Source organism: Sphingomicrobium sediminis (assembly GCF_023805295.1).
Lineage (GTDB): Bacteria > Pseudomonadota > Alphaproteobacteria > Sphingomonadales > Sphingomonadaceae > Sphingomicrobium > Sphingomicrobium sediminis.
The window spans coordinates 2130084-2155526 of record NZ_JAMSHT010000001.1; the positions used below are offsets into that span (position 1 = coordinate 2130084).

Below are 25443 nucleotides of genomic sequence, written 5' to 3' on the forward strand. Positions count from 1 at the left end.
GCTAGATGTCGGCTTCTTCGAGCCGGGCACGGCCGCGTTCCTCAACCAATGCGCCCGTCTCCGCATCGAGGACGTCGCGCATCCAGCTGTCATAGCATTGCTCGCCCTGCATGTCGGCGAGGGCGACGCACATGAAGGCGGCGTTTTCGAAAAGGTCCATGCGATAGCGGCGCTGGAAGAAATGCTGGTTGCGCAGGACGTAATTGAAGCGGTCGGAAAATTCCTGATCGTTGCAGAGCGATTCGAGATCGAATTCGACCCGCATGTCCGACGAGGACTCAGGATCGAAGGCGATCGACACGTCCGGATCGTCCGGCACCAGGAGAGGCCAGCGATTGTCGCGAAAATTGATGAGCTGGAATTGGTAGGTCGCGCGAGCATTGCGATAAAAGTCGATGCCGAGCCGCGCGGTGGAGGATGGCAGGGCCGAGAGACCCGCGCCCGCCACCAGCTCGTCATAGACACCCGAGGGCGGGTCGATGCCGGCATAGACTTCGAGGATGCGCAGGCCCTCAAGGTCGGCCTGGGTCGGGCATTGGCCCGCATTCAGCATCTGCGCGACCCTAATGCCTTGGTCGATGCCCGGCTGGCGCTGCTCAACATCCTGCCAGATCAAGGCGACTGCGGTGCGCGCCTCCTCGAGCAGGCCGTCCGAAATGCGATCGAGCTGCGCCTTCTCGCGTCGGTCGGTGGCCCATTCCTGCAGCTGGAAGGCGACGAGGATGCCGGCGATGACGGCAATTGTCTCGATCCCGAGCAGCAGCCATTCGGGGCCGCGAATTTCGCCGGCGTTTCGACGCAGGCGGCGCAGCAGCGTGATCATCGCATGGCCTCTTGGGCTGCATCGCGGGCGATGTCGGCGTCGCGGCCTTCGAGAGGCGCGTCATTGGGGCTACAGGTGCGGCCGACATGGTGCGCCAAGACGCCGCACATGCTGATGGCGGCGTCGGTCAAATCGACGCGGCTGGCCTGCTGGATCTTGAACATCTGGGCGTCGAATACGGCCTGCAATTGCTGGGTCGGGTCGTCACATCCCGTCTCGCGCGTGCGTTCGAGCCGATAGAATTGGCGATCCTCGTCCCAGACCGGGCGGATGCCATTCCCCGCCACGGGCGCGAGGTCGTAGTTGGTGGCGGCGCGATAATGCTCCTGACGCTGTTCGAAGGACATGCGCCGGGCGGCATAATGGGCGACGGCTCGCCGCTCGCGCTCGCCGGCCAGCAGGGCAAGGCCGCCCGATCCGATCATCTCGTCATAGACCGCCGTCGGCACGTTGAGCGGGCTGTGATAGCGGGAGAAGGCGAGTTCGGCGGGTGGACATTTGCCATCGACGATCCAGGCCTTGAGCATGGTGTCGACCGAGGTCCCGCGCTCCGCCATGAGGTCGCGTTCGGCGCGCAGGATCGCAACGCTGTCCTCGGCCTCTTCGAGCAGTCGCTCTGCCAGCTCGTCGCGGTCTCGGGCCTCACGGCGGTCTTCGGCCCATTGTTCGAGCTGGAAGGCGATGACTATGCCGCCGACGACGGCGACGGTCTCGATGCCGAGCAACGCCCATTCTGTCGGCCCGATATCGCCGACGGCTCCCCTGACCCTGCGCCACAAAGCAAGCATCGTTCAGCCCCCTTGCGGACAGGCTGCGTCAGGCAGGCTGTTTTGGCAAGGCTCAGGCGGGGGGAATGGCGCGGCGGTAGAGGTGCCAAGTGGCGTGACCGAGCACCGGGAGCACGACCAATAGGCCCAGAAATAGAGGCAGCAGGGCAAGCAGCAGGGCAATCGCGACGAGGGTCGCATAGGCCAGCATCACCGCTGCATTGCGGCGGACCACCTTGAGGCTGGCGATGATGGCGGTGATGGCATCGACCTTGCGGTCGACCAGCATGGGCAGGCTGGTGACGGTCATCGCAAAGAGGATGAGGGCGAGCATTCCGCCGACCGCGCCGCCGACGACCAGCATGGCGATGCCGGACGTGGTGGCGAGAATGGCGAGCGAATGGGCTGTGGGGCCTGCACTGGCGAGGAAGATGAGCGAGATGCCGTGGGCGAGGATCACCCAGAAAGTGAAGAGCACGAAGATGAAGGCGCCCATCAGCATGATCTGGTCATCGCCGCGGCCGCGCAAGGCGCCCAAGACAGGACCCCATCTCATCTCCTGTCCCTTTTCGCGGCGGCGGCTGACTTCATACAATCCGACGGCTGCGAACGGGGCGACGATCGGGAACCCCGCAATGGCCGGGATCAGCCAGCCCGTCTGACCGAGCCGCGCGACAGCATAGAGCAGGCCCAAGCCGGCGACGACATAGATGGCCGAAAAGAAGAGACCGTAGAGAGGATAAGCAAGGAAATCCCTGACGCCGGCACCGAGCGCGGCGCGCAGATCGGCAAGGCGCAGGTCTTCGCGTACCTGCGTTCCGGTTAGGGGGGCGATGGTGTCGTTGGACATGACTCTCCCTTCAATCAAGGGGCATCATGCGCTGAAGGATGCCGCAAGGCGCGGCGGGCATCAAGCCCGCTCGGGGGCCAGGCTCGGATCCTCGTCGATGCGGCTGGCAAGGCGGGGCAAGGCGAGGCGCTGGAAGATGGCGCGCGCGGCGAGGAAGAGGGTGAAGCTGAGCCACAGCCCGCCATTGCCGAGCGGCCAGGTGATCCACAGCGCCAGCGCGTAGACGACGGTCCCGGCGATCATCGTCAGGAGCAGCGCGCGGGTCCAGCTCGCGCCCACATAGACGCCGTCATAGATGAAGCTGGCGACGCCCGCGAAGGGCATGATGATGAGCCATGGTGCCTGGCGCTGCGCGGCGATGGCGACCTCGTTGGTGGCGGCGAAGCTGGCGATGATCGGGAAGGCGAAGAGCGCGAAGAAGATCGAGACGAAGAAGGCGGTGACGAAGCCGCGCCGGACGATCGCCTTGGTCACGCGCTCGAAACCGACCCGGTCATGCGCGCCCATCCGTTCGCCATTCAATACCTGCGCCGCATTCTCGAACCCGTCGAGCAGCAAGGCGGTGAAAATGAAGAGCTGGAAGAGGATGGCATTGGCCGCGAGGATGACCTCGCCACGCTCTGCGCCGATGCGGGTCAGCGCCGACAGAGCGATGACGAGGATGAGCGTGCGCAGGAAAAGGTCGCGATTGACGCTGAGGAAGGGCAGCAGGCTCTGGCGCGAGAGGATGGTGCGCTCCGAGGCGGCGCGGCGCAGCAAGGCGAACCCGCCCGCGCTGGCGACGACGGCGGCGGTGACGCCGAGCTTTGCATATTCGGCGATGAGGCTCGACCAGCCGATGCCGGCAATGCCGAAGTCGAGGCCGAGGACGAACCACAGGCCGAGGGCGACATTCAACAGGTTATACGCGACCTCAATCACCAGCACCGCGCGCATCCGCCGCTGGCCGACGAGATAGCCGATCAGCGCGAGGTTGAGCATGACGCCGGGCGCCGACCAGTAGCGGATCGAGGCATAGGTATCGGCGGCGACATAGACCGCATCGCGCGCGCCCAATGCTTGCAGGACGGCGGGCAGCAGCACGGGTTTGAGGACGAGCAGGACGGCCGCGATGGCGAGCCCGACCGCCATGCCGCGCAGCAAGGTCGCGGCCTGCGCATCCTTGCCCTCGCGCGTGCCGGCTTGCGCGACGAGGCCCGTCGTGCCGGTCTTGAGGAAGTTCATGACGGTGAAGAGCAAGGCGAAGAGGCGCGCCCCGATATCGACCGCGCCTTGCGCCGAAGCCTCGCCCAGCCGCCCGACGATCCAGACGTCGCCGATGCCGATGAGCGCGGTCGCGACGTTGGTCAGCATCGCCGGAATGGCGATGGCCCAGATGGCGCGCGTGTCGATGCTCCCCCTTTTCATGGCCACCTGCTATGACGGCGCGTCAACGAAAGGGGAAGCGATATGGCGAAGATTACGGGCATTGGGGGCGTGTTCATCAAGCGCGCCGATCAGGAAAAGTCGACCGCCTGGTACAAGGACGTGCTCGGCATCGCCGGCGAATATGGCCCCTCCTTCCGCTGGAAGGACGAGCCGCACGAGGACCCGTTCAGCCTGCTTTCCAGCTTTCCCGAGGACACCAACTATCTCGACCCGGGCACGCAGCCCTTCATGCTCAACTTTCGCGTCGATGACCTCGATGGATTCCAGAAGGAGCTGGAGGAGAAGGGCGTGGAGATTTTGGGACGGCAGGACGAGCCCTATGGCAAGTTCGCCTGGATCCTCGATCCCGACGGTATCAAGATCGAACTATGGGAGCAGATCGGCCCTGCGCCGAGCGAATAGACGCGCCTAAACCGACGCTTTCTTCTTCGCCCAGGGCCAGCGGAAAGGTTTGCCCGACTTGAGCACGCTTTTGCGGAAGAGCTTGGCCGCGACCTTGAGGATGAGCGCCACCCAGAGCAGCTGCCAGATAAGCGCCAGTGCGTGCGTCCATAGCGCAGGTTCTTCGGCGGCGCGGGCGATCATCGCGAAGGGACTGGTCAGCGGGAAGAGCGCGGCGGCGATGGCCTCGCGGCCGCCGGGATCGCCGACCCCCAGCGATGCGCCGAGGAAGATGACGACCTGCAGCATGGTGATGGGCATGGACAGGGTCTGCACTTCGCGCACGGTGGCGGCCTGCGCGCCGATGCCGAGAAAAGCCGCGCCGATTAGCAGGTAACTCATCGCGAAATAGACCAAGGCGAAGAAGAAAAAGAGCGGCCAGCCGACGGCGGGCGGCGGCGGTACCGAGGCGAGGCCCTGGGGCGCGAAGGCGATAAATGCCGCGATGGCGGCGGATAGCCAGACGATGATGCCGGTGAGGCTGATGCACAGCATGGCGAACAGCTTGCCGATGAAGATGGCATCGACATCGACCGAGCTGGCGAGGACCTCGATCGCCTTGTTCGACTTCTCCTCGAGCATCTGGCTGAGGAGCATGCCGGCAAGCAGGATGGTGAGGAAGAAGAGCGCGAGCTGGCCGGCGCGCGCGGTCAGCGTGCGGGTGAAGACGACCTCGCTGGCCGAGCTTTCAAGCTGCTGGAAAGCGAGCGGCGGGCCGGTCGGCGGGCCGTCGGCATCGAGATCGCGGCGGGCATTGTCGATGAAGGTCGCCAATTGCTGGATGGCGAAGGCATTTTCGCCGATCGCGCCGGTGAAGCGCGGCGCGGTGAGGCCGCCATCCATCACGCCAAGCACCGGCTCGTCCTGCCGTTCCAGCAGGGCGTCGATCTGTGCATCGACATCGGCCTCGGCCTCGACGCGTTCCAGTTCGATGAAGGGATGATGCCCAGCAAGCGGGACGAGGCGCGCGCGGGCGGACTCCAACGCTTCGAAATCGGCTTCGTCGGCGATGACCGCGAGCACCTGCCGCTCGTCCTGCGAGGCCAGTTCCTGGCCGACCCCGCCAAACAGCATGCCGAGCCCGATCGGGAAGAGCGGGCCCAGGAGGAAGAAGAGGAAGGTCTTGGACATGACCGTCGCGAGATAGTCGCGGCGACCGATGACGAAGGCGGCTCGAAGGATTTCGCGCATGTGCCTCAGGCCCCCACTTTCATTTCGGCCGCTGCCGCAGCGCCGGCAATGGCGACGAAGGCATCGTGCAGACCGGGACGCTCGATCGACAAAGTGTCGATGCCCGCGCCATGGTCGATCAGCGCCTTGAGCATGGGCTCAGGACCGCTCTCGGGAAGCTCGAAGCTGAATTCGTTGCCCGAGCGCTTGGCATCGGCGGGCAGGTCGTCGAGCCACGGCCCGTCGGCCTGGCGGGTGCGCAGGTGGACGATGGGACGGAGGCGATTACGCGCTTCGTCCACTTCGCCCTCGAAGGCGATCTTGCCATTGGCGATGATCGCGACCTTTTCGCACAGTCGTTCGGCATGGGCGATGACATGGGTCGAGAAGATGACGGTGACGCCATTGTCGGCTTGGGCGCGAATGAGGTCTTCAAGCTTGCCCTGGTTGATCGCATCGAGGCCCGAAAAGGGCTCGTCGAGGATGATGAGTTTGGGGTCGTGGACGATGGTGCCGAGCAATTGCACGGTCTGCGCCATGCCCTTTGAGAGCGAGCGGATGGGCTTTCCGATCCAGTCGCCGAGGCCGTGGCCGTCCAATAGCTCACCGGCGCGTTCGCGGCCTTTGCGGATCGGCAGGCCGCGCAGCGCGCCCATGAAGGCGATCGCCTCGCGGGCGGTCATGGCGGGATAGAGACCGCGTTCCTCGGGCAAGTAGCCGATATCGTGCGCGGCCTTGAGCGGCGCTTCGTGGCCGAGCAGCCGGCGCGTGCCCTCGTCCGGATCGATAATGCCGAGCATCATGCGCAATGTCGTCGTCTTGCCCGCGCCATTGGGCCCGAGAAAGCCGTAGATCGAGCCTGCCGGAACCGACATGCTGGCGCCATCGACGGCGGTCTTGCCATCGAAGGTTTTCACCAGGCCGACGGCTTCGGCTGCGAATGCACTACTCTCCATGAGGATAAGTGGTAGAGACCCAAGTGCTAATGACAAGTATCGAAGCCCGGATTTCCTCGAAAGCACGCGAACTGGAATTCGCAGCCTGCGGCTTTGCGCGCGCCGATGCGGCGGACGAGGCCGGGGTCGAATTGAGGCAATGGCTCGATGCCGGACGGCATGGCGAGATGGGCTGGATGGAAACGCGCTACCATCACCGCAAGGGGGTGCAGGCGCTGTGGCCCGAGGCGAAGAGCGTCATCGCACTTGGGCTGAGCTATGCGCCGGCGCAAGATCCGCGCGCGCTGGAAGAGCGCGGCGATATCGGGCGGATCAGCGTCTATGCGCAGGGCGCGGACTATCACAAGCTGGTGAAGCAGAAGCTGAAGGCGCTGGCGCGCTGGTTGGTCGAGGAAGAGCCGTGCGAGGTGAAGGTGTTCGTCGATACCGCGCCGGTGATGGAAAAGCCGCTGGCGGCGGCGGCGGGCGTGGGCTGGCAGGGCAAGCATACTAATTTGCTCAACCGCAATGACGGCAACTGGCTGTTCCTCGGGATCATTTACACGACGTTGGAGCTGGAGCCGTCGGGCGCGGCGAGCATGCATTGCGGGAGCTGCACGGCCTGTATCGAGGCTTGCCCGACGGGGGCGATCGATGCGCCGCATCGCCTCGATGCGCGCAAATGCATTTCCTACCTCACGATCGAACATTCCGGGCCGATCCCGGATGCGTATCGCGAGGCGATGGGCAATCGCATCTATGGCTGCGACGATTGCCTTGCCGCCTGTCCGTGGAACCGCTTTGCCGACGCGGCCCATGCGCATCGCAAGTTCCTGCCGCGCGCCGAATTGGTCGCGCCGCGACTGGCCGACCTGTTGCAGCTGGACGATGCGGCGTTTCGCGAAATGTTTTCAGGCTCGCCGATCAAGCGGATCGGGCGCAACCGGATGGTCCGCAATTGCCTGATCGCTGCGGGCAATAGCGGCGCTGCGGCGCTGCGTCCGCATGCCGAGCGGTTGGCGAACGATCCCGATCCGGTAGTCGCGGATGCGGCGCGCTGGGCGCTGGAGCGGCTGGCCTAGCGGCGCTGCTCGATGGCGCGGATGCAGCCGGCGGACTGCGCCGGCAGGCCGCTGGTGTCGCGCGTATCGATATGGGTGACCTGCATGGCCCCGCTCGTGCCCGGATAGAGATAGGCGTCGAGCACGCAATTGCCGCCCTTATATTGCAGCATCAGGCTATTGCCCTCGGCGATGCGCAATGCGGGCTCGCCGAAGCGTGCGGCGAGGGTGGCTGCGGACGATCCGATCAGCGGCCCGAAGGCCTGGACCGTCGGCGCCGGCGGGGGCGCCGAGGTCTGCGGGAAAGCGGGGCGCACCTGGCTGGTCGTGCTGCCGCCGCAGGCGGCAAGTGTCAGGCTGGCGGCGATGATGAGAAAACGCGTCACTGGCTGAGAATATCTCCGACATCCACGAGTTCGACATGATGCATCGTGTCGAGATAATAGTCGTAATAGGCCTTGTGGCTCGCGCCAACGATATTCAGCGTCTTTTGCGACCGGTTGAGCGAGGCTGCGGCGACGATGTTGGCGACCATGCGCATGTTCCGGACCTGCCACCAATTGGCATAGTCCTGTCCGATGCCGCGCTCGTCGGTGTCGGCGAGCCCCTTGGCGAAATCGCCCTCGATGGTGAGGCGCTGCGCTTCGGGATCGTTCATGGCGATGAGGAAAGCCGTGAGGTCGCGATCCTGCTGCACTTTGGCCATTAGCCCCGCGTACATCTCGCGTCCCTCGGTCGATCCGCTCGACCAGATTTCGCGCATGCGCTCGCCGAAGCCGTCCGCATTGCGCAGGTAGAGCATGTCGGCGCTATGATCATCGACCTGCCAGACGCGCTCATGGCCGAGGCGCTGCGCCAGCGCGACGCCGATCGACACGCTTTCTTTGAGGCGGGCATCGAAGCGCTCGAGGCTGTCGATCATGCCCTGTGACACTTCCTCGCCGGCAATCCGCTCGGCGGGATCGAGATACCGCCATTGCAGCAGCGCCGAATAGATTTCCCCGGCGGCCATCAACTGCGCGACATAATTGCGCCGCGCCGCCGGGTCGTCGCCGGGACCGCCGGACAGAAAGGTCTCCATCGCCGCGATGTTCGCGTCCTCGCGCGACATGTCGCCATGGGCGGCAGCCTCCGAAATCGTCACGCAATAGGTATCCGCCGCGCCGGCATAGAAGGTGCCGTAGCGTTCCAGTTGGTCGCAATCGGCGCCCGAAATCGCCTCGACCGTAATGGTGTCGGGACCCCAGGCCTCGAGACGATCGAGGACCGGCGCCAGCGCCATGTCGAGCTCTTCGCGGTTCACGAATTCGCGCCAGCCGCTGAAATGGGCGCTGCCGAGATTGAGCATCTGGGTTGGCTCGATCGCCAGCGCATCGTCATGGACGCTGATGTCATAGGGCGTCGCCTCGTTCATGTCGGCCTCCTGCGCCGTCGCTGGCGTGGCGCTCAAGGCGATGGCGGCGAGCGCTGCGGCAATGGTCGATTTCATCTGTGAACTCCCCTCCGATTGGATCCGTATGGTGCGGACCATGACGCAACAAAGTGTATTATGCAAGCGATACAGTGGGGCCCAAAAGCTTGCCATCCATCGCGCACGCGCATAGGGGCGCGCGCACACGGTTTTTCGCCTTCAAGGACAAGAAGTATGACCAGTCCCCGTTTGGACGTCCTCGCCATCGGCAATGCCATCGTAGATGTGATCGCCGATGCGACCGACGAATTTCTCGAGGAACAGGATCTCGACAAGGGCTCGATGCGGCTCATCGACGAGGCCGAGGCCGAGCGCCTCTACGGCCTGATGGGGCCGGGCAAGGAAGTGTCGGGCGGTTCGGCCGGCAATACCGCCGCAGGCCTCGCAGCGCTCGATGTGAAGACCGGCTTTATCGGCCAAGTTGCCGATGACCAGCTGGGCAAGATCTACAAGCATGACATCGAAGCAGCCGGCGTCGAATTCGTCGTCGCGCCGTCACCCAATGTGGGCGTTGCCACCGCGCGCTGCCTGATCCTCGTCACGCCCGATGCGCAGCGCACCATGAACACCTTTCTGGGCGCGGCACAGAAGCTGCCGCCGCAGGCGATCGACGAGGCGGTCATCGCCGATGCCGGCATCCTCTATCTCGAAGGCTATTTGTGGGACCCGCCGGGCGCCATCGAAGCGATGAGCAAGGCGATCGACTTTGCCCGCAATGCCGGCCGCAAGGTTGCCTTCACTCTGTCCGACACGTTCTGCGTCGATCGCCATCGCGACGATTTCAAGGCGCTGATCGACGACGGGCGGATCGATATCCTTTTCGCCAATGAAGAAGAGATCAAGGCGCTCGCTGGGGACAGCGATTTCGACGATGCCGTCGACAATGTAGCGCCCAAGGTGCCGCTGTTGGTGGTCACGCGCTCGGAAAAGGGCGCCATCGCAGTCGAGGACGGGCACCGCGCCCGCGTCGGCGCGCAGCCGATCGAGCAGCTGGTCGACACGACCGGTGCCGGCGATCTCTTCGCCGCCGGTTTCCTCGCGGGCATCGCCAAGGATCGCGATCTCGAAACCTGCCTGCGCCTCGGCGCCATCGCGGCGGCCGAAGTGATCCAGCATTATGGCGCACGCCCCGAACAGGATTTGCGCGTGCTGGCGTCCAAGGCGCTGAGCGCCTAACCCGCTCTACCAAGCAAAAGAAAAGGGCAGCCCTGCCAAGATGCGGGGCTGCCCTTTTTCGTTGTTGGTCCTGAAGCCCTAGCCGATGAGGCCCGGGAACAGGCCGAACAGCAGGACCAGGCCGACCGCGATCGGGCACAGCCAGGCGACCAGGAAGCGCCACAGCTTGAACATGCCGTCGGACAGGCCGGTCTCGGCCTGCAGCATCTTCTGGTCGGCCTTCCAGCCGATGAAGATGGCGAGCAGCATGACGCCGAGCGGCAACATGATCTTGCCTGTGAAGCCGTCAATCGTGTCGAGGATGTCGAGCCCTTCGAAGATCGACCAGAAGCCGAGCGGGCTGACGCCCGACAGCTCGTTATAGCCGAGCAGCGAGAGGACGCCGAGCGAGCCGGCACCAAGCGCGAACATGGTGGCCGAGAAAGCGCGGCTCCACTTCATCTCGCCCTTGCCCCATGCGGTGGGGACTTCGAGCAGCGAGACCGAGCTGGTCAGCGCAGCGACGAAGATCAGGCAGAAGAAGAGGAAGCCGATGAGGGCGCCGCCCGGCATCGACTGGAAGGCGACCGGCAATGCCTGGAAGACCAAGGTCGGGCCGCCTGCGGGATCCAGGCCCGCGGCGAAGACGATCGGGAAGATCATCAGGCCGGCGATCAGCGCCACGCCGGTATCGGCAAAGGCAATGGTCAGCGAGGTGCCGCCAAGGCCGCCCTTGGACTTGATGTAGCTGCCATAGGTGATGAGGCCGGCGACACCGAGGCTCAGCGAGAAGAGCGCCTGGCCCAGCGCCGCGTTGATGACTTCAGGCGTGAGCTTGGAGAAATCGGCGGTGAAGAGAAATGCGGTGGCTTCGCTGAAATTGCCGGTGAAGGCACCATAGATGGTGATCCCGACCAGGAGCACGAAGAAGATCGGCATGAGGATCGTGGCCGCCTTCTCGATGCCCGAATGAACACCGCGGCTGACGACGAACCAGGTCACGCCCATGAAGCCGACATGCATGGCCAGCAGGAGCTGCCAGTTGCCGAACAGGTTGCCCATGCGCGACTGGATCTCATCGACGCTCTCGCCGCCGGGGCCGCCAAATGCGCCGCCCAATGGATCGCCGCGTCCGATCGCGTTGACGAGCTCGATGGCATGGACGCCCGCATAATAGAGCACCCAGCCGGCGACGACCGAGTAGAAAGAGAGGATGAGGAAGGCCGCGACGGTCCCGACCGTGGCGGTTGCGGACCATGCGGTCGAGGCACCCGATCGGCGCGCGACTTCGCGCATCGAGCCGACCGCGTCAGTCTGGCCGATCTTGCCGGTCGTGATCTCGGCCAGCACCAGCGGCAGGCCAAGCAGGAAGACGAAAGCGATATAGACGAGAACGAACGCGCCGCCCCCGCTTTCACCGGCGAGCGTCGGGAAACGCCAGATGTTGCCGAGACCGACGGCGGCGCCGACGGCGGCGAGGATGAAGGCGGTACGGCTGGACCAGCCTTCCTTGGCAGTCGCGCTGCCCTGTGCTGCGGATGCGACCATGTTTTGAAGCTCCCCCAAGGGTATTCATGAAATTCGGTCGCCTAGCTCTAATGAGTCGACGAGGCCGCGCAAGGGGCAAAGCACAGCAATTCACCCATGTTTGCAGATGGGCAACATCGTCGATAGACATTGAAGCAATACATGGCGGCCCGATCTCGCGGGATTTCGAACCAAAGGGCGATTGGAGTTCTCAGGCTGACTGATGACAAGAGTGGGGAGGACGAAGATGGGGATTCGAACGACGGTGATGCTGGCGGCAACGATCGGGGGGTTGAACCTGGCGGCGCCCCCGGCGGCAGCGCAGGATTACTGGGTCAGCGCCAAGACAGACGACACGCTGGGCATTGTCGACATTGACAGTATCGTCCGTTTGGGCGGTGATATCGTCGAAATCGAAGCCTGGTACCTCTACTCCGAGCCGCGCGGTGGCCAGTTCTACGGGGTCGGGGGAACGGTCCAGTATGACTGCGCGAACGGCAAATATCGGTTGGTCATCGCCAATGGGCGCGGTGAGGATGGCAGCCTGAACTACGGCCCCGAGGAGAGCAATTCACCCTGGAATGATCTCGCTGCAAATGCGGTCGGGGCGTCCAATTATGACCTCGCCTGCGGCAATATCAGCATTCGGAAATTCCAGGCTGAAAATGAAGACGTGCCCGACGACTTGGCCGGGCTGGTCGTGACGGTTCGCATGGCCAATTCGATCGAGACGGCCGTGGAGGGCCTCGAGATCAAGAACTGAGCGCGGCGCGCTAGGTAAGTGGGAGCAAGGGCATGAAACGTATCATGGGCGTGGCAATGGTGATGGCAGGCTTGATGGCGGCGGCGCCGGCCCAGGCGCAGGATTACTGGCTCAGCAATTCCAGTGACGAAGGTGCCATCTTCGTCGACTTGGAGTCGATCAGATCGGTCGACGGGGTCATCGAGGTCCAGGTCCATGCAGTCTATCCCAGAGAAATGGCCGAAACGGGTGTCAACGTGCATTCGGCCCTCATGGCGATCGATTGCAGCGGCGCGCGGCGGTACGCCACTAGGAATGCGCAATTGTACGATCGCAATGGCAATCCTTTGGGGCCGACCCGTTATACCGATGGCCTTCAGTGGAAGCCGGTCGTCGAAGGCAAGATGGCCGAGCCTTTGGCGCAGACCACTTGCGAGGCGGCCGCGGGACGCGCCAATCCGTATGGGCTGGAGGCGCCGGATCGGCTTACGACCCTGATCGACATTGTTGGCAGTGCGGCGGCTGGCGAGGACTTGGGCAACCTGGTGGCCGCGCTGGAGCAATAGAACTTAGTCCTTGGCGAGCATCGGGCCCAATGGCTCGCCGCCGAACAGGTGGACGTGCAGGTGGGGCACTTCCTGGCCCGCGCGCTTGCCGATATTGGCGAGCATCCGATAGCCCTGCTCGTGCATGCCGCGGTCGCGCGCGACCTTGCCGACCAGCTTCACGAAATCGAGGATTTCCTCGTCCGATCCCTTGGCGGTGAAATCGTCCCAGCTGACATATTTGCCCTTGGGAATGACGAGGATGTGGAGCGCCGTGAGCGGGTTGATGTCGTGGAAGGCGAAGCTGTGCTCGCTCTCGGCTTCCTTGTGACAGGGCAGGTCCCCACGCAGGATCTTGGCGAAGACATTGTCGTCGTCATAGGGCTGCGTGGCGTCGATCGGCATGGCTCGGTCTTTCTCAATCTTGCGCGAGGCCTTGACCCATGCCCGCGCGGCGTTCAGGTGGCAAGACCATGAGCGACGAAACGCCCGAGAGCCTGATTCCCTACGACGAAATCGTGCAGGAAGCGCTGCGCGCCGTGGTCGGCCGGGTGCTGAGCGAAGTCGCAGCCGACGGCGCGCTGCCGGGCGGCCATCATTTCTACATCACCTTTCGCACGCGCCATCCCGACGTCGACATTCCCGATCACCTGATCGAGCGTTTCCCCGACGAAATGACGATCGTGCTCCAGCATCGTTTCTGGGACCTGACGGTCGACCAGATGGGTTTTTCGGTGGGCCTGAGCTTCGGCGGCGTGCCTTCGACGCTGCGCGTGCCGTTTGCCGCCATCACCGACTTTGTCGATCCTGCGGTCGAGTTCAGCCTGAAGTTCCAGGCCAATGACGAGCATGAGGATGACGATCCCGACGGCGGCGATGAAAAGCCGGTCGTCGAACCGGTCGAGGACGGCTCCAACGTCGTCGCGGTGGACTTCACCAAGAAGAAATAGGCCGATGCAAATCGCGCTCGCGATCATCGTGGCCTTGCTCGCACCCCCGCTCATCGCGCTCCGATGGGATGGCCACAAGCTTGCGCGCCTGCGTGAGCGGGCAAAAGCGACCGGGTTGGATGCCGAGCCTGCTTCGACTGCGGCCTACCTGATGCGCGGGCTGCCGGCTTTTGCGCTGGCATCGATTGGCATCTGCGCGGCGGTCCTGGTCGAGCAGATGTTCGACGTCGAACGCTTGATCGGCATTGCGGTGTTCGGGCCGTTCGCCGTGGCTGCCATCCTGCTGCAGCACCGCGTCGTGCGCGGCATCGAGCGCGACCTGTTCGGCTGACGCCCCCCGCGCCTCAGTTCATCGCGAGCAGGTTGGTGGCGATCCAGTCATAGACGGTGCGGACGCGGCGGCTGGTGAGCAATTCGCGGTGCGAGACCAGCCAGAGTTCGAACGGAAATGCGCGCGACCCCGCAAATGCTTTCGAGATGCCCGGCTCGCGCGCGGCGATGCGGTCGGCCATGATGCCGACACCCGCGCCGGTGCGCACCAGCTCCCACATTACGGCATGATCGGACACGGTGATGCCGAACTGATCTTCGCTGACCTCGACGTTCAAGGATCGGAGTGCCTCCAGATAAGCCGGTATGTCGGCAAATCCGATCATCTCGACCTCGTGCAGCCGGTCGCGAGTGATGCGGCCGCCGAAGCGCTGAAGATAATCGTCGCTGGCATAGAGGCTGGCGGTTTCCTCGCTGACGCGCTTGGCGATGAGGGCGGGGTCCGCAGGGCGAGCCGAACGTACCGCAATATCGGCCTCGCGTCGGCGCAGGTCGCTATTCTCGTTGGTCACGATGAGCTCGAGCCGGATGCCGGGCAGTTCCTGCCGCATGCGCGTGAGGAGGGGAGGCAGCCAGAATGAGCCGGCAACCTCGGTCACGCTGAGGCGCACGTCGCCTTCGATCGCTTCGGCGCGGCCGGTGGCGACGCGGTTGAGGTCGGATGCCGCCTCGGCCATTGCGCGGACATAGGTGAGCAGTTCCTCGCCCGTCGGAGTGAGAATGAGCCCGCGTCCGGCGCGTTCGAACAGGACAGCGCCAAGCTCGTCTTCGAGCGCGCGCACCTGCCGGCCAAGCGTAGGCTGGGTGAGGCCGAGCGCGCGCGCGGCTGCGGACAGCGAGCCATGTTCGGCGGTCGCCATGAAGGCCTTTGCGTGGTTCCAGTCGAAATGATCGCGCCAACTCATGCATAAATGCATAATGGACAGGCAAATTCTGTCAATTCATGCGTGAGCTAATAGCCGCTATGTCGTCTTCAGCACATAAGGAATGACTGACATGACGGAATTGACCATGACCAATACGAGCCGCTTCTGGGACCGCATCGCGCCCAGCTATGCCGCCAAGCCAGTGCCAGATGAGGCCATCTACGCCCGCAAGCTGGCCGTAACGCGAAGCTTCATGCACCCGGAGATGCGCGTTCTCGAAGTGGGATGTGGGACCGGCAGCACGGCGCTCAACCACGCCTCGCATGCACGTGACATCATCGCCACCGACATCTCGCCGGGCATGATCGACATCGCCAAGGCCAAGGCGGGCCAGGCGGGCGTCACCAATGTGGATTTTCGCGTCGCTGCGCTTGATGAAATGAACCCTGCCGAGGCCCGCTTCGACATGGTCCAAGCCCACAGCATCCTGCACCTGGTGCCCGACTGGATCAGCGCCATCGCGCAGCTCCGGCGGTTGCTCAAGCCGGGCGGGACATTGGTGCTGTCGGTGCCGTGCCTTGGCGATCTCAACCCGGTCGTGCGCGGCCTGTTGAAGCTTGCCTCGGCGACGCTGGGGCGTTTGGGTCGGTTCCCGACATTCGGATGGTTTACCGCGCAGCAGCTGGAGTTTGCGCTGGTCGAAGCGGGTTTCTCGTTCGACTATCATTGGGAACCCAATCCGGGCCGCGACCTGTTCCTTATCGCCCGGCGCGAGCAGCTGCCGCGCTAGGCCCGCACCGCACATCCAAACGTACCCGTTGTCTCGCTCCCCCTGAAGGGCGGGTACGGGGCGGGGCTGGCGCCAACCCTCGAACCCCCGAGGCGTCAGCCCCGTCCGCGCGTGCGGGTCCGGCCTTCCTTGTAGGTCTTCTCCAGATAATCGATGATCTTGCCGGCGACGTCGATCTCGGTCGACTTTTCGAGGCCCTCGAGGCCTGGCGACGAATTCACTTCCATCACCACTGGCCCCTGGCTGCCGCGCAGCAGGTCGACGCCGCAGACGCGCAGCCCCATCGCCTTGGCGGCGAGCGTTGCGGTCTTGCGTTCGATCGCAGTGATCTTGACCGGTTCGGCGGTGCCGCCGCGGTGGAGGTTGGAGCGAAAGTCGCCTTCCTTGCCGGTGCGCTTCATCGCCGCGACGACCTTTTCGCCGATGACGAAGCATCGAATGTCGCTGCCGCCTGCTTCCTTGATGAATTGCTGGGTGAGGATGTTCGAGCCGACGCCTGAAAAGGCCTGGATGATGCTCTCGGCGGCCTTCTGCGTTTCGCCCAGCACCACGCCGATGCCTTGCGTGCCCTCGAGCAATTTGATGACGACCGGCGCGCCGCCCGCCATCTCGATGATTTCCTCGGCGCGGCTGGTCTGGTGCGCGAAGACGGTGACGGGCAGGCCCACGCCCTTGCGTGCGAGCAATTGCATCGAGCGGAGCTTGTCGCGGCTGCGGCTGATCGCAACGCTTTCGTTGAGGGGAAAGGTGCCCATCATCTCGAACTGCCTGAGCACGGCGGTGCCGTAAAAGGTCACGCTCGCGCCGATGCGCGGGATTACCGCGTCATATTTGGGCAGTTCCTCGCCCTTGTAGCGGATGGTCGGCTTGTTCGAGGTGATATTGATGTAGCATTTGAGGTGATCGATCACGTCGATCGTGTGACCACGCTCCTCGGCCGCCTCGACTAGTCGCTTGTGCGAGTAGAGGTTCGGGTTCCGGCAGGTCAGCGCAATCTTCAATCTTCATCCCCTTCATTGTCCGCGTCGGCGCGCGTCAGATAGCTCTTGCCAGGATCAACGAGCCAGCGGCGGCGAAGTGCCTGCCGACCCAATAACATTCGAAAACCCATCTCGTCGCGATTGGTGAGCGTGAGTTCGATGGGGTAGCGCGTGTCGCTAATTTCGACCTCGGTCTCGATGACGAAACGGCGTTGTTCCTGGCCGTTGGAGCTACGGACCTTGCGCATTTCCAAAAGGGGCGCCTCGGCCTCGACGACATAGCTGTCATTGTCCTGCAGCGGGTGCAGGCAGAAGCTGATATGTTCGCGTCCGTCACGTTCGAAATGGCGGACTTTCCAGGCATGGATGGCGCTGGTCCTGGCGCCGGTGTCGACCTTGGCCTTCACCGCCTCCACCCCGAGACCGGGGAGGGCGATCCATTCGCGCCAGCCGACTGTTCCCTTTTTCAAACGCGCGTCCCCTCGACAGCAAGCCGCATCCCTCCTAGGCAGGCGCCGAAAAGTCAACGCATCATCACCGCAGAGGACAAATGAGCGACACCCGCACCGAAACCGACTCGATTGGCCCCATCGAAGTTCCCGCCGACGCCTATTGGGGCGCGCAGACGCAGCGCTCCTTGAGCAACTTTCCCTTCGGTCCCAAGGAGCAGATGCCGATCGGGATCGTCCACGCCCAGGCCATCGTGAAGCAGGCCGCGGCGCGGGTGAACCGCAAGCATGGGCTCGATGCCAAGCTGGCCGATGCGATGGAAAGCGCGGCTGCCGCGATCATCGCCGGCGAATATGACGACCAGTTCCCGCTGACCATCTGGCAGACGGGGTCGGGCACGCAGACCAATATGAACGTCAACGAGGTCATTGCCGGTATCGCCAACGATGCGCTGGCCGGCACGCGGGGCGGCAAGGAGCCGGTCCATCCCAACGATCACGTGAACAAGTCGCAAAGCTCGAACGACACCTTCCCGACTGCGCTCCATGTGTCGGCGGTGGTTGCGACCGAGCGCAAGCTGCTGCCCGCGCTCGATCGCCTCACCAAGGCGCTGATGGAAAAGGCGAAGGCGTTCGACCATATCGTCAAGATCGGCCGCACCCATACGCAGGATGCGACGCCGCTCACGCTTGGCCAGGAATTTTCGGGCTATGTCGCGCAGCTGATCGCCGCCAAGGCGCGTATCGAAGGCGCGATGGACGGCAACCTTCGCAAGCTGCCGATCGGTGGCACGGCGGTCGGCACCGGCCTCAATGCACCCGAAAACTGGAAGGCCGACATGGTCGAGGCCATCGAGGACATTGCCGGCACCGAGTTCGAAGTCGCCCCCAATGCCTTTGCCGAAATGGCGGCCAAGGACGGCATGGTGTTCTTCCACGGCGCGCTCAACAGCCTTGCCGTGGCCCTGAACAAGATTGCCAACGACATTCGTTTCTTGGGCTCCGGTCCGCGTTCGGGCCTCGGCGAACTCAGCCTGCCGGCCAACGAGCCGGGCAGCTCGATCATGCCGGGCAAGGTCAATCCGACCCAGTGCGAATCGCTGACCATGGTCGCCGCGCAGGTGATGGGGAACCAGCAGGCCGTCACGATTGGCGGCGCACAGGGTCATTTCGAACTGAACGTTTTCATGCCGCTCATCGGCGCCAACGTGCTGCGCTCGGTCGACCTGCTGGCGACCGGCATGGCGAGCTTTGCCGAACGCTGCGTCGAGGGCATCGAGGCCAACGAGACGCGGATCAAGGAGCTGGTCGACCGCTCGCTCATGCTCGTGACCGCGCTCGCGCCGGAAATCGGCTATGACAATGCCGCCAATATCGCCAAGCATGCGCACAAGACGGGTCAAACGCTCAAGGAAGCGGGACTGGAGCTCGGCTTGGTTGACGAAGAAACCTTCGACCGCGTCGTGCGGCCGGAGATGATGGTAGGACGCTAATCCACAAGAACAGGGGGATGAAGATGCGCAAGGTTGCAGTGGTTGTGGGCGTCGGCGTGCTGGCGCTGGCCGGGTGCAGTTCTGGCTCTTCTTCCCCCGGTGGTAGCATGACAGTCACGACCGCGCCGGTGACCCCGGCGATGACGATGACTGCCGGTCTCTATGTCGAGACCGCGGCGTCGGCGGCGCTGCTGGCGATCGCGGCGGCGGACCTTGCCGAACAGCGCTCGAGCGACCCGCAGCTTCGCGCGCTGGCCGCGCGGCAAAAGGACAATGCGGAGGGCATTTCGGGGCAACTTTCTTATGCCGGGCGCCGGGTCGATGCGCTGCCCAGCAACACGCTGATCCGCGAGCACCAGGCGATGCTCGATCAACTGCAAAACGCAGCCGATTTCGATGCAGCCTATGTCCGGATGCAGCAGCAATTGGTACCGCAGGTCCGCGCTTTCCACGAGGATTATGCCGTGCGCGGCGGTTCTGCGACCTTGCGGCCGGTGGCGGAATTCAGTGCAGAGAAACTGGCCGAGCAGGAAGCGGTGGTCGAAGCGATCGACTAGGCGTCTTCGCTGGTCTTCTCACTATCGGCCTTGGCGCGTGCGAGCGCGGCATAGGCAAGCGCCAGATGACCCGCGACTCGGCTGTCGCGTCCGCCACCCTTGTGGCACGCTTTTTCGCGGGCTTCCGCCGCGCGACGCTCGAAATAGTCGCGGTCATGGTCCTTCATGATGTCGGGAGCATAGCAGATTGCCGCGCCGGATTTGAGGGCTTTGCGCAGGCTTCGTCGCAGCTTTTGGCCCGCTCGCCCGTTGGTGCCGTGCAACATATACAATCGTCGCTTTGCCTCAGGCAAAAGAGGGTGCTAGGGCGCGCGTCGAAGACGAGGCCGGCGGCCCAGCCGGCGTACAACAAATAAGAAAGAGGATCCTCGATGACCGCGACCGGCCAGGACAGTCTCAACACCCGCACGATGCTCGATGTGAATGGCGAGCAGTTCGCTTATTACTCGCTGCCGAAAGCCGCCGAAAAGGTCGGCGACGTTTCGCGCCTGCCCTTCTCGATGAAGGTGCTGCTCGAGAACATGCTGCGTTTCGAGGATGGCAGCACGGTCACCACCGACGACGTGCAGGCGATTGCCGACTGGCAGAAGGAACGCCGTATCAATCGCGAGATCCAGTATCGCCCCGCGCGCGTGCTGATGCAGGATTTCACCGGTGTTCCCGCCGTGGTCGACTTGGCGGCAATGCGCGACGGCATCAAGGCGCTTGGCGGCGATCCGCAGAAGATCAACCCGCAGGTCCCTGTGCACCTCGTTATCGACCACTCGGTCATGGTCGACGAGTTCGGCACGCCGATGGCGTTCGAGAAGAATGTCGAGCGTGAATATGAGCGCAACAAGGAACGCTATGAATTCCTCAAATGGGGTTCGACCGCGTTCGACAATTTCAAGGTGGTCCCGCCGGGCACCGGCATCTGCCATCAGGTGAACCTCGAATATATTGCTCGCGCTGTCTGGAGCTCGAACGACGCCAATGGCGATACGGTCGCTTATCCCGACACGTTGGTCGGCACCGACAGCCACACGACCATGGTCAACGGCCTTGGCGTGCTTGGCTGGGGTGTTGGCGGCATCGAGGCCGAGGCCGCGATGCTGGGCCAGCCCATCTCGATGCTGGTCCCCGAAGTGGTGGGCTTCAAGCTGACCGGCGAAATGGCCGAGGGCATCACCGCGACCGACCTCGTGCTCGTCATCGTCCAGATGCTTCGCGAAAAGGGCGTCGTCGGGCGCTTCGTCGAATTTTACGGCCCTGGCCTTGCCAAACTGAGCCTGGCGGACCGCGCAACCATCGCCAACATGGCGCCCGAATATGGCGCGACCTGTGGCTTCTTCCCGATCGACCAGCGCACCATGGATTATATGGAGCTGTCGGGTCGCGGCGACCAGATCCCGCTCATCAAGGCCTATTGCCAGGCGCAGGGCATGTGGCACGACGAGAACAGCCCCGAGCCGGTTTTCACCGATACGCTGCACCTCGACATGGGCACGGTCGAGCCGAGCCTTGCCGGCCCGAAGCGTCCGCAGGACCGCGTGCTGCTGTCCGACATGGCGAGCGAGTTCCACAAGCTGATGGAAACCCAATATGAAGGCGGCAAGAAGGGCGTCGACATCCCGGTCGAAGGCGAGGACTATGGCATCACCGATGGCGATGTCGTGATCGCCGCCATCACCAGCTGCACCAATACATCGAACCCCGACGTGATGATCGCCGCCGGCCTCGTCGCCAAGAAGGCGCGCGAGCTTGGCCTCAACCGCAAGCCGTGGGTGAAGACCTCGCTGGCGCCGGGCAGCCAGGTCGTGACCGACTATCTCGACAAAGCGGGCCTGTCGGACGATCTCGACGCCATCGGCTTCGACCTTGTCGGCTATGGCTGCACCACCTGCATCGGCAATTCGGGCCCGCTGCCCGCGCCGGTCAGCAAGGCGATCAACGAGAATGACCTCGTCGCCTGCTCGGTCCTGTCGGGTAACCGCAACTTCGAAGGCCGCGTGTCGCCCGACGTGCGCGCCAACTATCTCGCCTCGCCGCCGCTGGTTGTCGCCTATGCGCTGCTCGGCAATACGCGCGACGACATCACGACCTGCGCCATCGGGCAGGACAAGGATGGCAACGACGTCTTCCTCAAGGACATCTGGCCCACCAACGAGGAAGTGCGCGCGCTCGTCGATGCGCACGTCAACGCCGACATGTTCCGTTCGCGTTATGCCGACGTCTTCAAGGGTGACGATCGCTGGCAGCGTATCGAGGTTTCGGGCGGCGCCACCTATGACTGGCCGGCCGGTTCGACCTATATCCAGAACCCGCCTTACTTCCAGGGCATGGGCATGGATCCGAACGCCATCACCGACATCGAAGGCGCGCGTCCGCTCGCCATTTTCGGTGACTCGATCACCACCGACCACATCTCGCCTGCGGGCGCGATCAAGGCCGACAGCCCGGCGGGTAGCTACCTGCAGGAGCACCAGGTCCCGCGCGCCGAATTCAACTCGTACGGCGCGCGTCGCGGCAACCATGAAGTGATGATGCGCGGCACCTTCGCCAACATCCGCATCCGCAACCAGATGCTCGACGACGTCGAGGGCGGCTTCACCAAGGGTCCCGAGGGCCAGGTCAAGCCGATCTACGACGCGGCGATGGCCTACATGCAGTCGGGCACCCCGCTCGTCGTGCTGGCGGGCAAGGAATATGGCACCGGCTCGTCGCGCGACTGGGCGGCCAAGGGCACCATCCTGCAGGGCGTGAAGGCGGTCATCGCCGAAAGCTTCGAGCGTATCCACCGTTCGAACCTTGTCGGCATGGGCGTGCTGCCGCTGCAGTTCCAAGACGGCGAAGGCCCGGCCCATTTCGGTTTCGATGGTAGCGAGAGCTTCTCGATCAAGGGGCTCGCCGATCTCGAACCGCGCCAGGACGTGAGCGTCGTCGCGACGCGCGCCAATGGCGAGACGGTCGAATTCACCGCCAAGTGCCGGATCGACACGTATAACGAGCTCGAATATTTCAAGAATTCGGGCATTCTTCACTACGTGCTGCGCAAGCTCGCCGCCTAGTGAATCCGGTTATCCGCCTCGTACCCCTTTGCCTCCTTCTCGCCGCGTGCGGGGAGGGGCAGGGGGCGAGCGGGGCGGAGCCGATCGCCGAAGCGCAGATCGTCGCGCCTATCGTCGCTTTGTCGGCGAGCGAGGTTGCGGCGATGCGCGAGGCGACCGAGCCGCCTATCTTCATCGATGTCCGCACGCCGGAAGAATATGCCGAGGGGCATATTCCGGGTGCACGGCTGATGCCGCTGGCCGAGTTCGACCCGGCGGCGCTCGATGGCGAGATGGTGGTGCTCTATTGCCGCTCGGGCCGCCGGTCCGAAGAAGCCGCTGTCCGGCTCGCTGCCCATCGCGGCGAAACCGTCGCGCACATGGAGGGCGGCATCATCGCTTGGGAAGAGGCGGGACTTCCGGTCGAAACGCCTTAGGGCGTAAACTTCAACCCCACCCAGAAAGTCCGGCCTCGCGCGCGCTCGCGGCTGCCGTCGCTGGCGAAACCGGTGAGGATTTCGGCGTCGGTCACATTCTCGGCACGCAGTTCGAGCGCGAGTTTCTCGTGCAGCGGAGTGCGGGCGTAGGCGTCGAAGCTGACGGCCGCGTCCAACTTTTCCAAGTTTGCTAGGTCGTCATAGCGCGTGCCGTCGAGGCGGGCGGTGAGTTGGAGACGCGTGTCGCCGCCACTCCAGCCGCCGGTGAGCGAGCCTGAATGGCGCGGGCTTTGTGCGGGCTGGTTGCCGTCGAACGCGGCTGCATCACCCGACGCCGAGACGGTCGCGTCGGCAAAACCGTAGAGCAGCGTGATGTCGAAGTCGTCGTCTTGCCAGCCTGCGGCCAATTCGATGCCCTGGCTTTCAATGGCGTCGAGGTTGCGGCGCTGCGCATAGGTGCCGGCGCCCGAGACGAAGCCGACGCCCGGAAAGAGGCCGGGGCCGGTGTCGAGGGGCACATTGGCAATGGCGTCGTCGAGGCGCTGCCAGAATATCGTTGCCGAAGCGAAAAGTGCGTCGCTCTCATAGCGTGCGCCGAGGTCGACGCCGATACTGGTCTCGGGCTCCAACGCTTCGTTGGCGGCAGTCGCATCGGCACCGACGCGGAAGGGACGATACAGTTCGTTGAGGGTCGGCAGACGCCAGCCGCGTGAGGCGGTCACGCTGAAGGTCACGTCATCGACACGCTCGGCGATGGAGAGGCGGCCCGACCATTGGGTGCCGTCGCGGTCGGCGAAGCTGGCATCTTCGAGGCTCGCGCCATCGGTCAGTTGTTCGATTGCGCGGAAGCCGTTCGAAATGTCCCAGCGGTCGACGCGCAGCGACAGGCTTGCGGGACCGGCATCGGCCTCGCCGAACAGGCTGGCGATGCGGGTCTCGCCGCCGGCGCGGCGTTCGCGGGTGGGGTCGCTGTCGATGAAGAAAAAGCGTTCCGCCACGGTGCCTTCATTCTTGCGCCAGCCGGCACCGAGGCGCGCCGCGCCGAGGTCGACCTTTCCTTCGACGCCCAATCCGGTGGCGGGGACGTCATATTGGTCGAGCACGATACGGGTCGTCGCGCGGTCTTCGTCGAGCGCGGCAAAGCGGGTTTCGAACTGGCGATCTTGCCACCAGCCGGTGAGCTCGAAAGGAAGCGGGCCGTTGCGCTCGACCAGACGGAGCGAGACGTCGAGACCTTCGGCGCGATTGTCGCTGCCATCGAAGCCGCGGTCGCGCTTGTCGGTGAACCAGGCCGCGCCCAGCTGCGCCTCGACCCCGGCGACGGGATAGACGAAGCGCCAGCGGCTGACGCGCTGCTCGGTGCGCGCGGCGCGATCGGCGGGGCCGCGGTCGGCTTCGACCACGGGAATGAAGCCGTCGCTCTCTAGGAAGCCCGAGGAGCTTTGGAGATAGCCATCGCCAATCTCGAGGTGGCCGCTATTGGAAATGTCCCAGCGATCATCGCCGCCATAAGCGACGCGGATGGTGCGCGGGGTGCGCGAGATGGTGTCGATGGCGATGCTGCCCGCAACCGCGCCGGGCTGCGTATCCGCGCCGTAGCGAATGGCGAGCCGGTCGATGGCGACAGGATCCATGCTGGCGAAATTGATCCAGCCACCGAACGGATCGGCCTGCGGCACGCCGTCGATGGTCAGCGCGACGCGGCTGGCGGAATTGCCGCCCAATCCGCGTAAGGTTAGCCCCTGGCTCGTCGGGTGGACCGACCGGGCATCGGCGCGGCGGAAGCTGGAGAGGTTGGGCGCGCGGGCGAGCAATTCCTCGACGCGGCCGCTCGACAGGGTCTCGGCATCCTCGGCCGTGAGAACGACTTGCGCCTCGGTTTCCTCCAGCGGCTGGCCGGTGACGATGATCGGCGCCGGCTGTGCGGCGAGAAGGGCAAGAATCATTCGGGCAGGGCGTCTTTCAACCAGTCGGGCAGGATCGCGCCATCGGGAATGGCATCGATCCGCGAATGCATGACCGAGCGCCCAAGTTCCGGATAGTGAGCGCGTGCCTTCTGATGTTCGCCTTCTACCACAAAGAGACGGCGATTGACCTTGGCGCGCCAGTTCATGCGGGCCGTATTTTCCTGACCGACGAAGCAGCCCTTGGTGAAGCTCACCCCGTTCAATTCGCCCGCATTGCATTCGAGCCAGAGGAGGTCGGCCAGCTCTGCGCGGCCCTCGCAAATGTTGAGGGAGAGGCGGTGGTCGAGATAGCCCTCCGCAGGCGCACCCGCTTCGCCCAGCCACCGGCGCCCCATGTCCGGATGGCGCGGGTCGGCATGGCCTTCATCGCCGTCGGCGCTCCAATGCACCGCAAGGTCGGTATCGAGGCCGATCTCGATCTTGCGGCGGAGGCGATACATGGACAGGCGCTTGATGAGGTCGTCGGCGGCTTCGCCCTCGATATCGATCAGCCTGTCCTCTCCATCCGGCCAGATGAAGAAGTCGCACAGCACTTTGCCTTGCGGCGTCAGCAAGGCGGCCCAGACGGGCCCCTCGTCGCCAAGCTTGTTGGTGACGAGGCCGTCGAGGAAGCCGGTCACATCATCGCCGGCGAGGCGAATGACGGCGCGGTCGGGAAGCTGGGTTGCGGTCATGCGTCTTGA

General features: G+C 64.3%; 28 protein-coding genes. 12 read left to right on the forward strand and 16 right to left on the reverse strand.

The features are described from left to right. Nucleotide 1: 1 nt before the first annotated feature. Genes NDO55_RS10980 through NDO55_RS10995 form a run of 4 tightly spaced genes read right to left on the reverse strand, consistent with a single transcriptional unit; the run spans nt 2 to nt 3847 of the window. Nucleotides 2–823 carry a hypothetical protein gene (locus NDO55_RS10980; protein WP_252115162.1) on the reverse strand — a complete coding sequence of 274 codons (822 nt, stop codon included), beginning with the start codon at nt 821–823 and terminating at the stop codon, nt 2–4. Next, a complete protein-coding gene (locus NDO55_RS10985) occupies nt 820–1611 on the reverse strand; it encodes a hypothetical protein (RefSeq protein ID WP_252115164.1) in 792 nt (263 codons plus the stop codon). Before NDO55_RS10985 ends, NDO55_RS10980 begins: the two co-directional genes overlap by 4 nt. A gap of 52 nt (nt 1612–1663) precedes the next feature. After that, nucleotides 1664–2440, reverse strand: coding sequence for a DUF2189 domain-containing protein (locus NDO55_RS10990; protein WP_252115165.1), 777 nt, complete (start codon nt 2438–2440; stop codon nt 1664–1666). 60 nt (nt 2441–2500) lie between these two features. After that, complete coding sequence (locus tag NDO55_RS10995; RefSeq protein ID WP_252115166.1) at nt 2501–3847, reverse strand: MATE family efflux transporter; 1347 nt, start codon at nt 3845–3847, stop codon at nt 2501–2503. A 42-nt stretch (nt 3848–3889) separates the two neighbouring features. Here NDO55_RS10995 and NDO55_RS11000 point away from each other — a divergent pair, with 42 nt between their 5' ends. After that, nucleotides 3890–4270, forward strand: coding sequence for a VOC family protein (locus tag NDO55_RS11000; protein WP_252115167.1), 381 nt, complete (start codon nt 3890–3892; stop codon nt 4268–4270). 6 nt (nt 4271–4276) lie between these two features. Here NDO55_RS11000 and NDO55_RS11005 read toward each other — a convergent pair whose 3' ends face one another. Continuing rightward, nucleotides 4277–5500, reverse strand: coding sequence for an ABC transporter permease (locus tag NDO55_RS11005; protein WP_252115168.1), 1224 nt, complete (start codon nt 5498–5500; stop codon nt 4277–4279). Between the two features lie 5 nt (nt 5501–5505). Beyond that, the gene (locus NDO55_RS11010; RefSeq protein ID WP_252115169.1) at nt 5506–6435 is read right to left on the reverse strand and encodes an ABC transporter ATP-binding protein; all 930 of its coding nucleotides are present in this window, start codon (nt 6433–6435) and stop codon (nt 5506–5508) included. 29 nt (nt 6436–6464) lie between these two features. Here NDO55_RS11010 and queG point away from each other — a divergent pair, with 29 nt between their 5' ends. Continuing rightward, on the forward strand, nt 6465–7496 hold the full coding sequence (gene queG / locus NDO55_RS11015; RefSeq protein ID WP_252115170.1) for a tRNA epoxyqueuosine(34) reductase QueG: 1032 nt from the start codon (nt 6465–6467) through the stop codon (nt 7494–7496). Here the strand turns inward: queG and NDO55_RS11020 are convergent. Next, nucleotides 7493–7861, reverse strand: coding sequence for a hypothetical protein (locus NDO55_RS11020; RefSeq protein WP_252115171.1), 369 nt, complete (start codon nt 7859–7861; stop codon nt 7493–7495). The two genes, queG and NDO55_RS11020, sit on opposite strands and share 4 nt — an antisense overlap. Next, nucleotides 7858–8964 (reverse strand): DUF5694 domain-containing protein, encoded by a 1107-nt coding sequence (locus NDO55_RS11025; RefSeq protein WP_252115173.1) that lies wholly within the window; start codon nt 8962–8964, stop codon nt 7858–7860. The genes NDO55_RS11020 and NDO55_RS11025 overlap by 4 nt, the downstream gene beginning before the upstream one ends. A gap of 156 nt (nt 8965–9120) precedes the next feature. Here NDO55_RS11025 and NDO55_RS11030 point away from each other — a divergent pair, with 156 nt between their 5' ends. Further along, nucleotides 9121–10122 carry an adenosine kinase gene (locus NDO55_RS11030; protein ID WP_252115175.1) on the forward strand — a complete coding sequence of 334 codons (1002 nt, stop codon included), beginning with the start codon at nt 9121–9123 and terminating at the stop codon, nt 10120–10122. Between the two features lie 78 nt (nt 10123–10200). On the opposite strand, the gene NDO55_RS11035 is transcribed toward NDO55_RS11030, so the two are convergent. Next, nucleotides 10201–11649 (reverse strand): sodium-dependent transporter, encoded by a 1449-nt coding sequence (locus tag NDO55_RS11035; RefSeq protein ID WP_252115177.1) that lies wholly within the window; start codon nt 11647–11649, stop codon nt 10201–10203. A gap of 226 nt (nt 11650–11875) precedes the next feature. Between NDO55_RS11035 and NDO55_RS11040 the strand changes: the two genes are divergently transcribed. Together NDO55_RS11040 and NDO55_RS11045 are read left to right on the forward strand one after the other, a co-directional pair. Beyond that, a complete protein-coding gene (locus tag NDO55_RS11040; RefSeq protein ID WP_252115179.1) occupies nt 11876–12391 on the forward strand; it encodes a hypothetical protein in 516 nt (171 codons plus the stop codon). Nucleotides 12392–12423: 32 nt separating this feature from the next. Beyond that, nucleotides 12424–12936 (forward strand): surface-adhesin E family protein, encoded by a 513-nt coding sequence (locus NDO55_RS11045; RefSeq protein ID WP_252115181.1) that lies wholly within the window; start codon nt 12424–12426, stop codon nt 12934–12936. Between the two features lie 3 nt (nt 12937–12939). On the opposite strand, the gene NDO55_RS11050 is transcribed toward NDO55_RS11045, so the two are convergent. After that, nucleotides 12940–13320 (reverse strand): HIT family protein, encoded by a 381-nt coding sequence (locus NDO55_RS11050; RefSeq protein WP_252115183.1) that lies wholly within the window; start codon nt 13318–13320, stop codon nt 12940–12942. Nucleotides 13321–13388: 68 nt separating this feature from the next. On the opposite strand from NDO55_RS11050, the gene NDO55_RS11055 reads away from it, so the two are divergent. Together NDO55_RS11055 and NDO55_RS11060 are read left to right on the forward strand one after the other, a co-directional pair. After that, nucleotides 13389–13865, forward strand: coding sequence for an SspB family protein (locus tag NDO55_RS11055; protein WP_252115185.1), 477 nt, complete (start codon nt 13389–13391; stop codon nt 13863–13865). Between the two features lie 4 nt (nt 13866–13869). Then, nucleotides 13870–14196, forward strand: coding sequence for a hypothetical protein (locus NDO55_RS11060; RefSeq protein ID WP_252115187.1), 327 nt, complete (start codon nt 13870–13872; stop codon nt 14194–14196). A gap of 13 nt (nt 14197–14209) precedes the next feature. On the opposite strand, the gene NDO55_RS11065 is transcribed toward NDO55_RS11060, so the two are convergent. After that, a complete protein-coding gene (locus NDO55_RS11065; RefSeq protein WP_252115189.1) occupies nt 14210–15100 on the reverse strand; it encodes a LysR family transcriptional regulator in 891 nt (296 codons plus the stop codon). Between the two features lie 91 nt (nt 15101–15191). Between NDO55_RS11065 and NDO55_RS11070 the strand changes: the two genes are divergently transcribed. Beyond that, entirely contained in the window at nt 15192–15851 is a 660-nt protein-coding gene (locus tag NDO55_RS11070; RefSeq protein WP_252115191.1) for a class I SAM-dependent methyltransferase, read from the forward strand. Nucleotides 15852–15946: 95 nt separating this feature from the next. Here NDO55_RS11070 and rimK read toward each other — a convergent pair whose 3' ends face one another. Beyond that, nucleotides 15947–16852 carry a 30S ribosomal protein S6--L-glutamate ligase gene (rimK, locus tag NDO55_RS11075; protein WP_252115193.1) on the reverse strand — a complete coding sequence of 302 codons (906 nt, stop codon included), beginning with the start codon at nt 16850–16852 and terminating at the stop codon, nt 15947–15949. After that, nucleotides 16849–17301 carry an ATP-dependent zinc protease family protein gene (locus tag NDO55_RS11080; protein ID WP_252115195.1) on the reverse strand — a complete coding sequence of 151 codons (453 nt, stop codon included), beginning with the start codon at nt 17299–17301 and terminating at the stop codon, nt 16849–16851. The genes rimK and NDO55_RS11080 overlap by 4 nt, the downstream gene beginning before the upstream one ends. Before the next feature lie 80 nt (nt 17302–17381). On the opposite strand from NDO55_RS11080, the gene fumC reads away from it, so the two are divergent. Together fumC and NDO55_RS11090 are read left to right on the forward strand one after the other, a co-directional pair. Beyond that, a complete protein-coding gene (gene fumC / locus NDO55_RS11085; RefSeq protein WP_252115197.1) occupies nt 17382–18773 on the forward strand; it encodes a class II fumarate hydratase in 1392 nt (463 codons plus the stop codon). Nucleotides 18774–18796: 23 nt separating this feature from the next. Next, nucleotides 18797–19330, forward strand: a complete 534-nt coding sequence (locus tag NDO55_RS11090; protein WP_252115199.1) for a DUF4142 domain-containing protein — start codon at nt 18797–18799, stop codon at nt 19328–19330. On the opposite strand, the gene NDO55_RS11095 is transcribed toward NDO55_RS11090, so the two are convergent. Next, nucleotides 19327–19497, reverse strand: a complete 171-nt coding sequence (locus NDO55_RS11095; protein WP_252115201.1) for a hypothetical protein — start codon at nt 19495–19497, stop codon at nt 19327–19329. The two genes, NDO55_RS11090 and NDO55_RS11095, sit on opposite strands and share 4 nt — an antisense overlap. 204 nt (nt 19498–19701) lie before the next feature. Between NDO55_RS11095 and acnA the strand changes: the two genes are divergently transcribed. Together acnA and NDO55_RS11105 are read left to right on the forward strand one after the other, a co-directional pair. Further along, nucleotides 19702–22377 (forward strand): aconitate hydratase AcnA, encoded by a 2676-nt coding sequence (acnA, locus tag NDO55_RS11100; RefSeq protein WP_252115203.1) that lies wholly within the window; start codon nt 19702–19704, stop codon nt 22375–22377. After that, nucleotides 22377–22793, forward strand: coding sequence for a rhodanese-like domain-containing protein (locus NDO55_RS11105; protein WP_252115205.1), 417 nt, complete (start codon nt 22377–22379; stop codon nt 22791–22793). The genes acnA and NDO55_RS11105 overlap by 1 nt, the downstream gene beginning before the upstream one ends. Here the strand turns inward: NDO55_RS11105 and NDO55_RS11110 are convergent. Together NDO55_RS11110 and ygfZ are read right to left on the reverse strand one after the other, a co-directional pair. Further along, entirely contained in the window at nt 22790–24739 is a 1950-nt protein-coding gene (locus tag NDO55_RS11110) for a TonB-dependent receptor (RefSeq protein WP_252115207.1), read from the reverse strand. The genes NDO55_RS11105 and NDO55_RS11110 overlap by 4 nt on opposite strands. Further along, nucleotides 24736–25434, reverse strand: a complete 699-nt coding sequence (gene ygfZ, locus NDO55_RS11115) for a CAF17-like 4Fe-4S cluster assembly/insertion protein YgfZ (RefSeq protein ID WP_252115208.1) — start codon at nt 25432–25434, stop codon at nt 24736–24738. The genes NDO55_RS11110 and ygfZ overlap by 4 nt, the downstream gene beginning before the upstream one ends. Nucleotides 25435–25443: the final 9 nt, after the last annotated feature.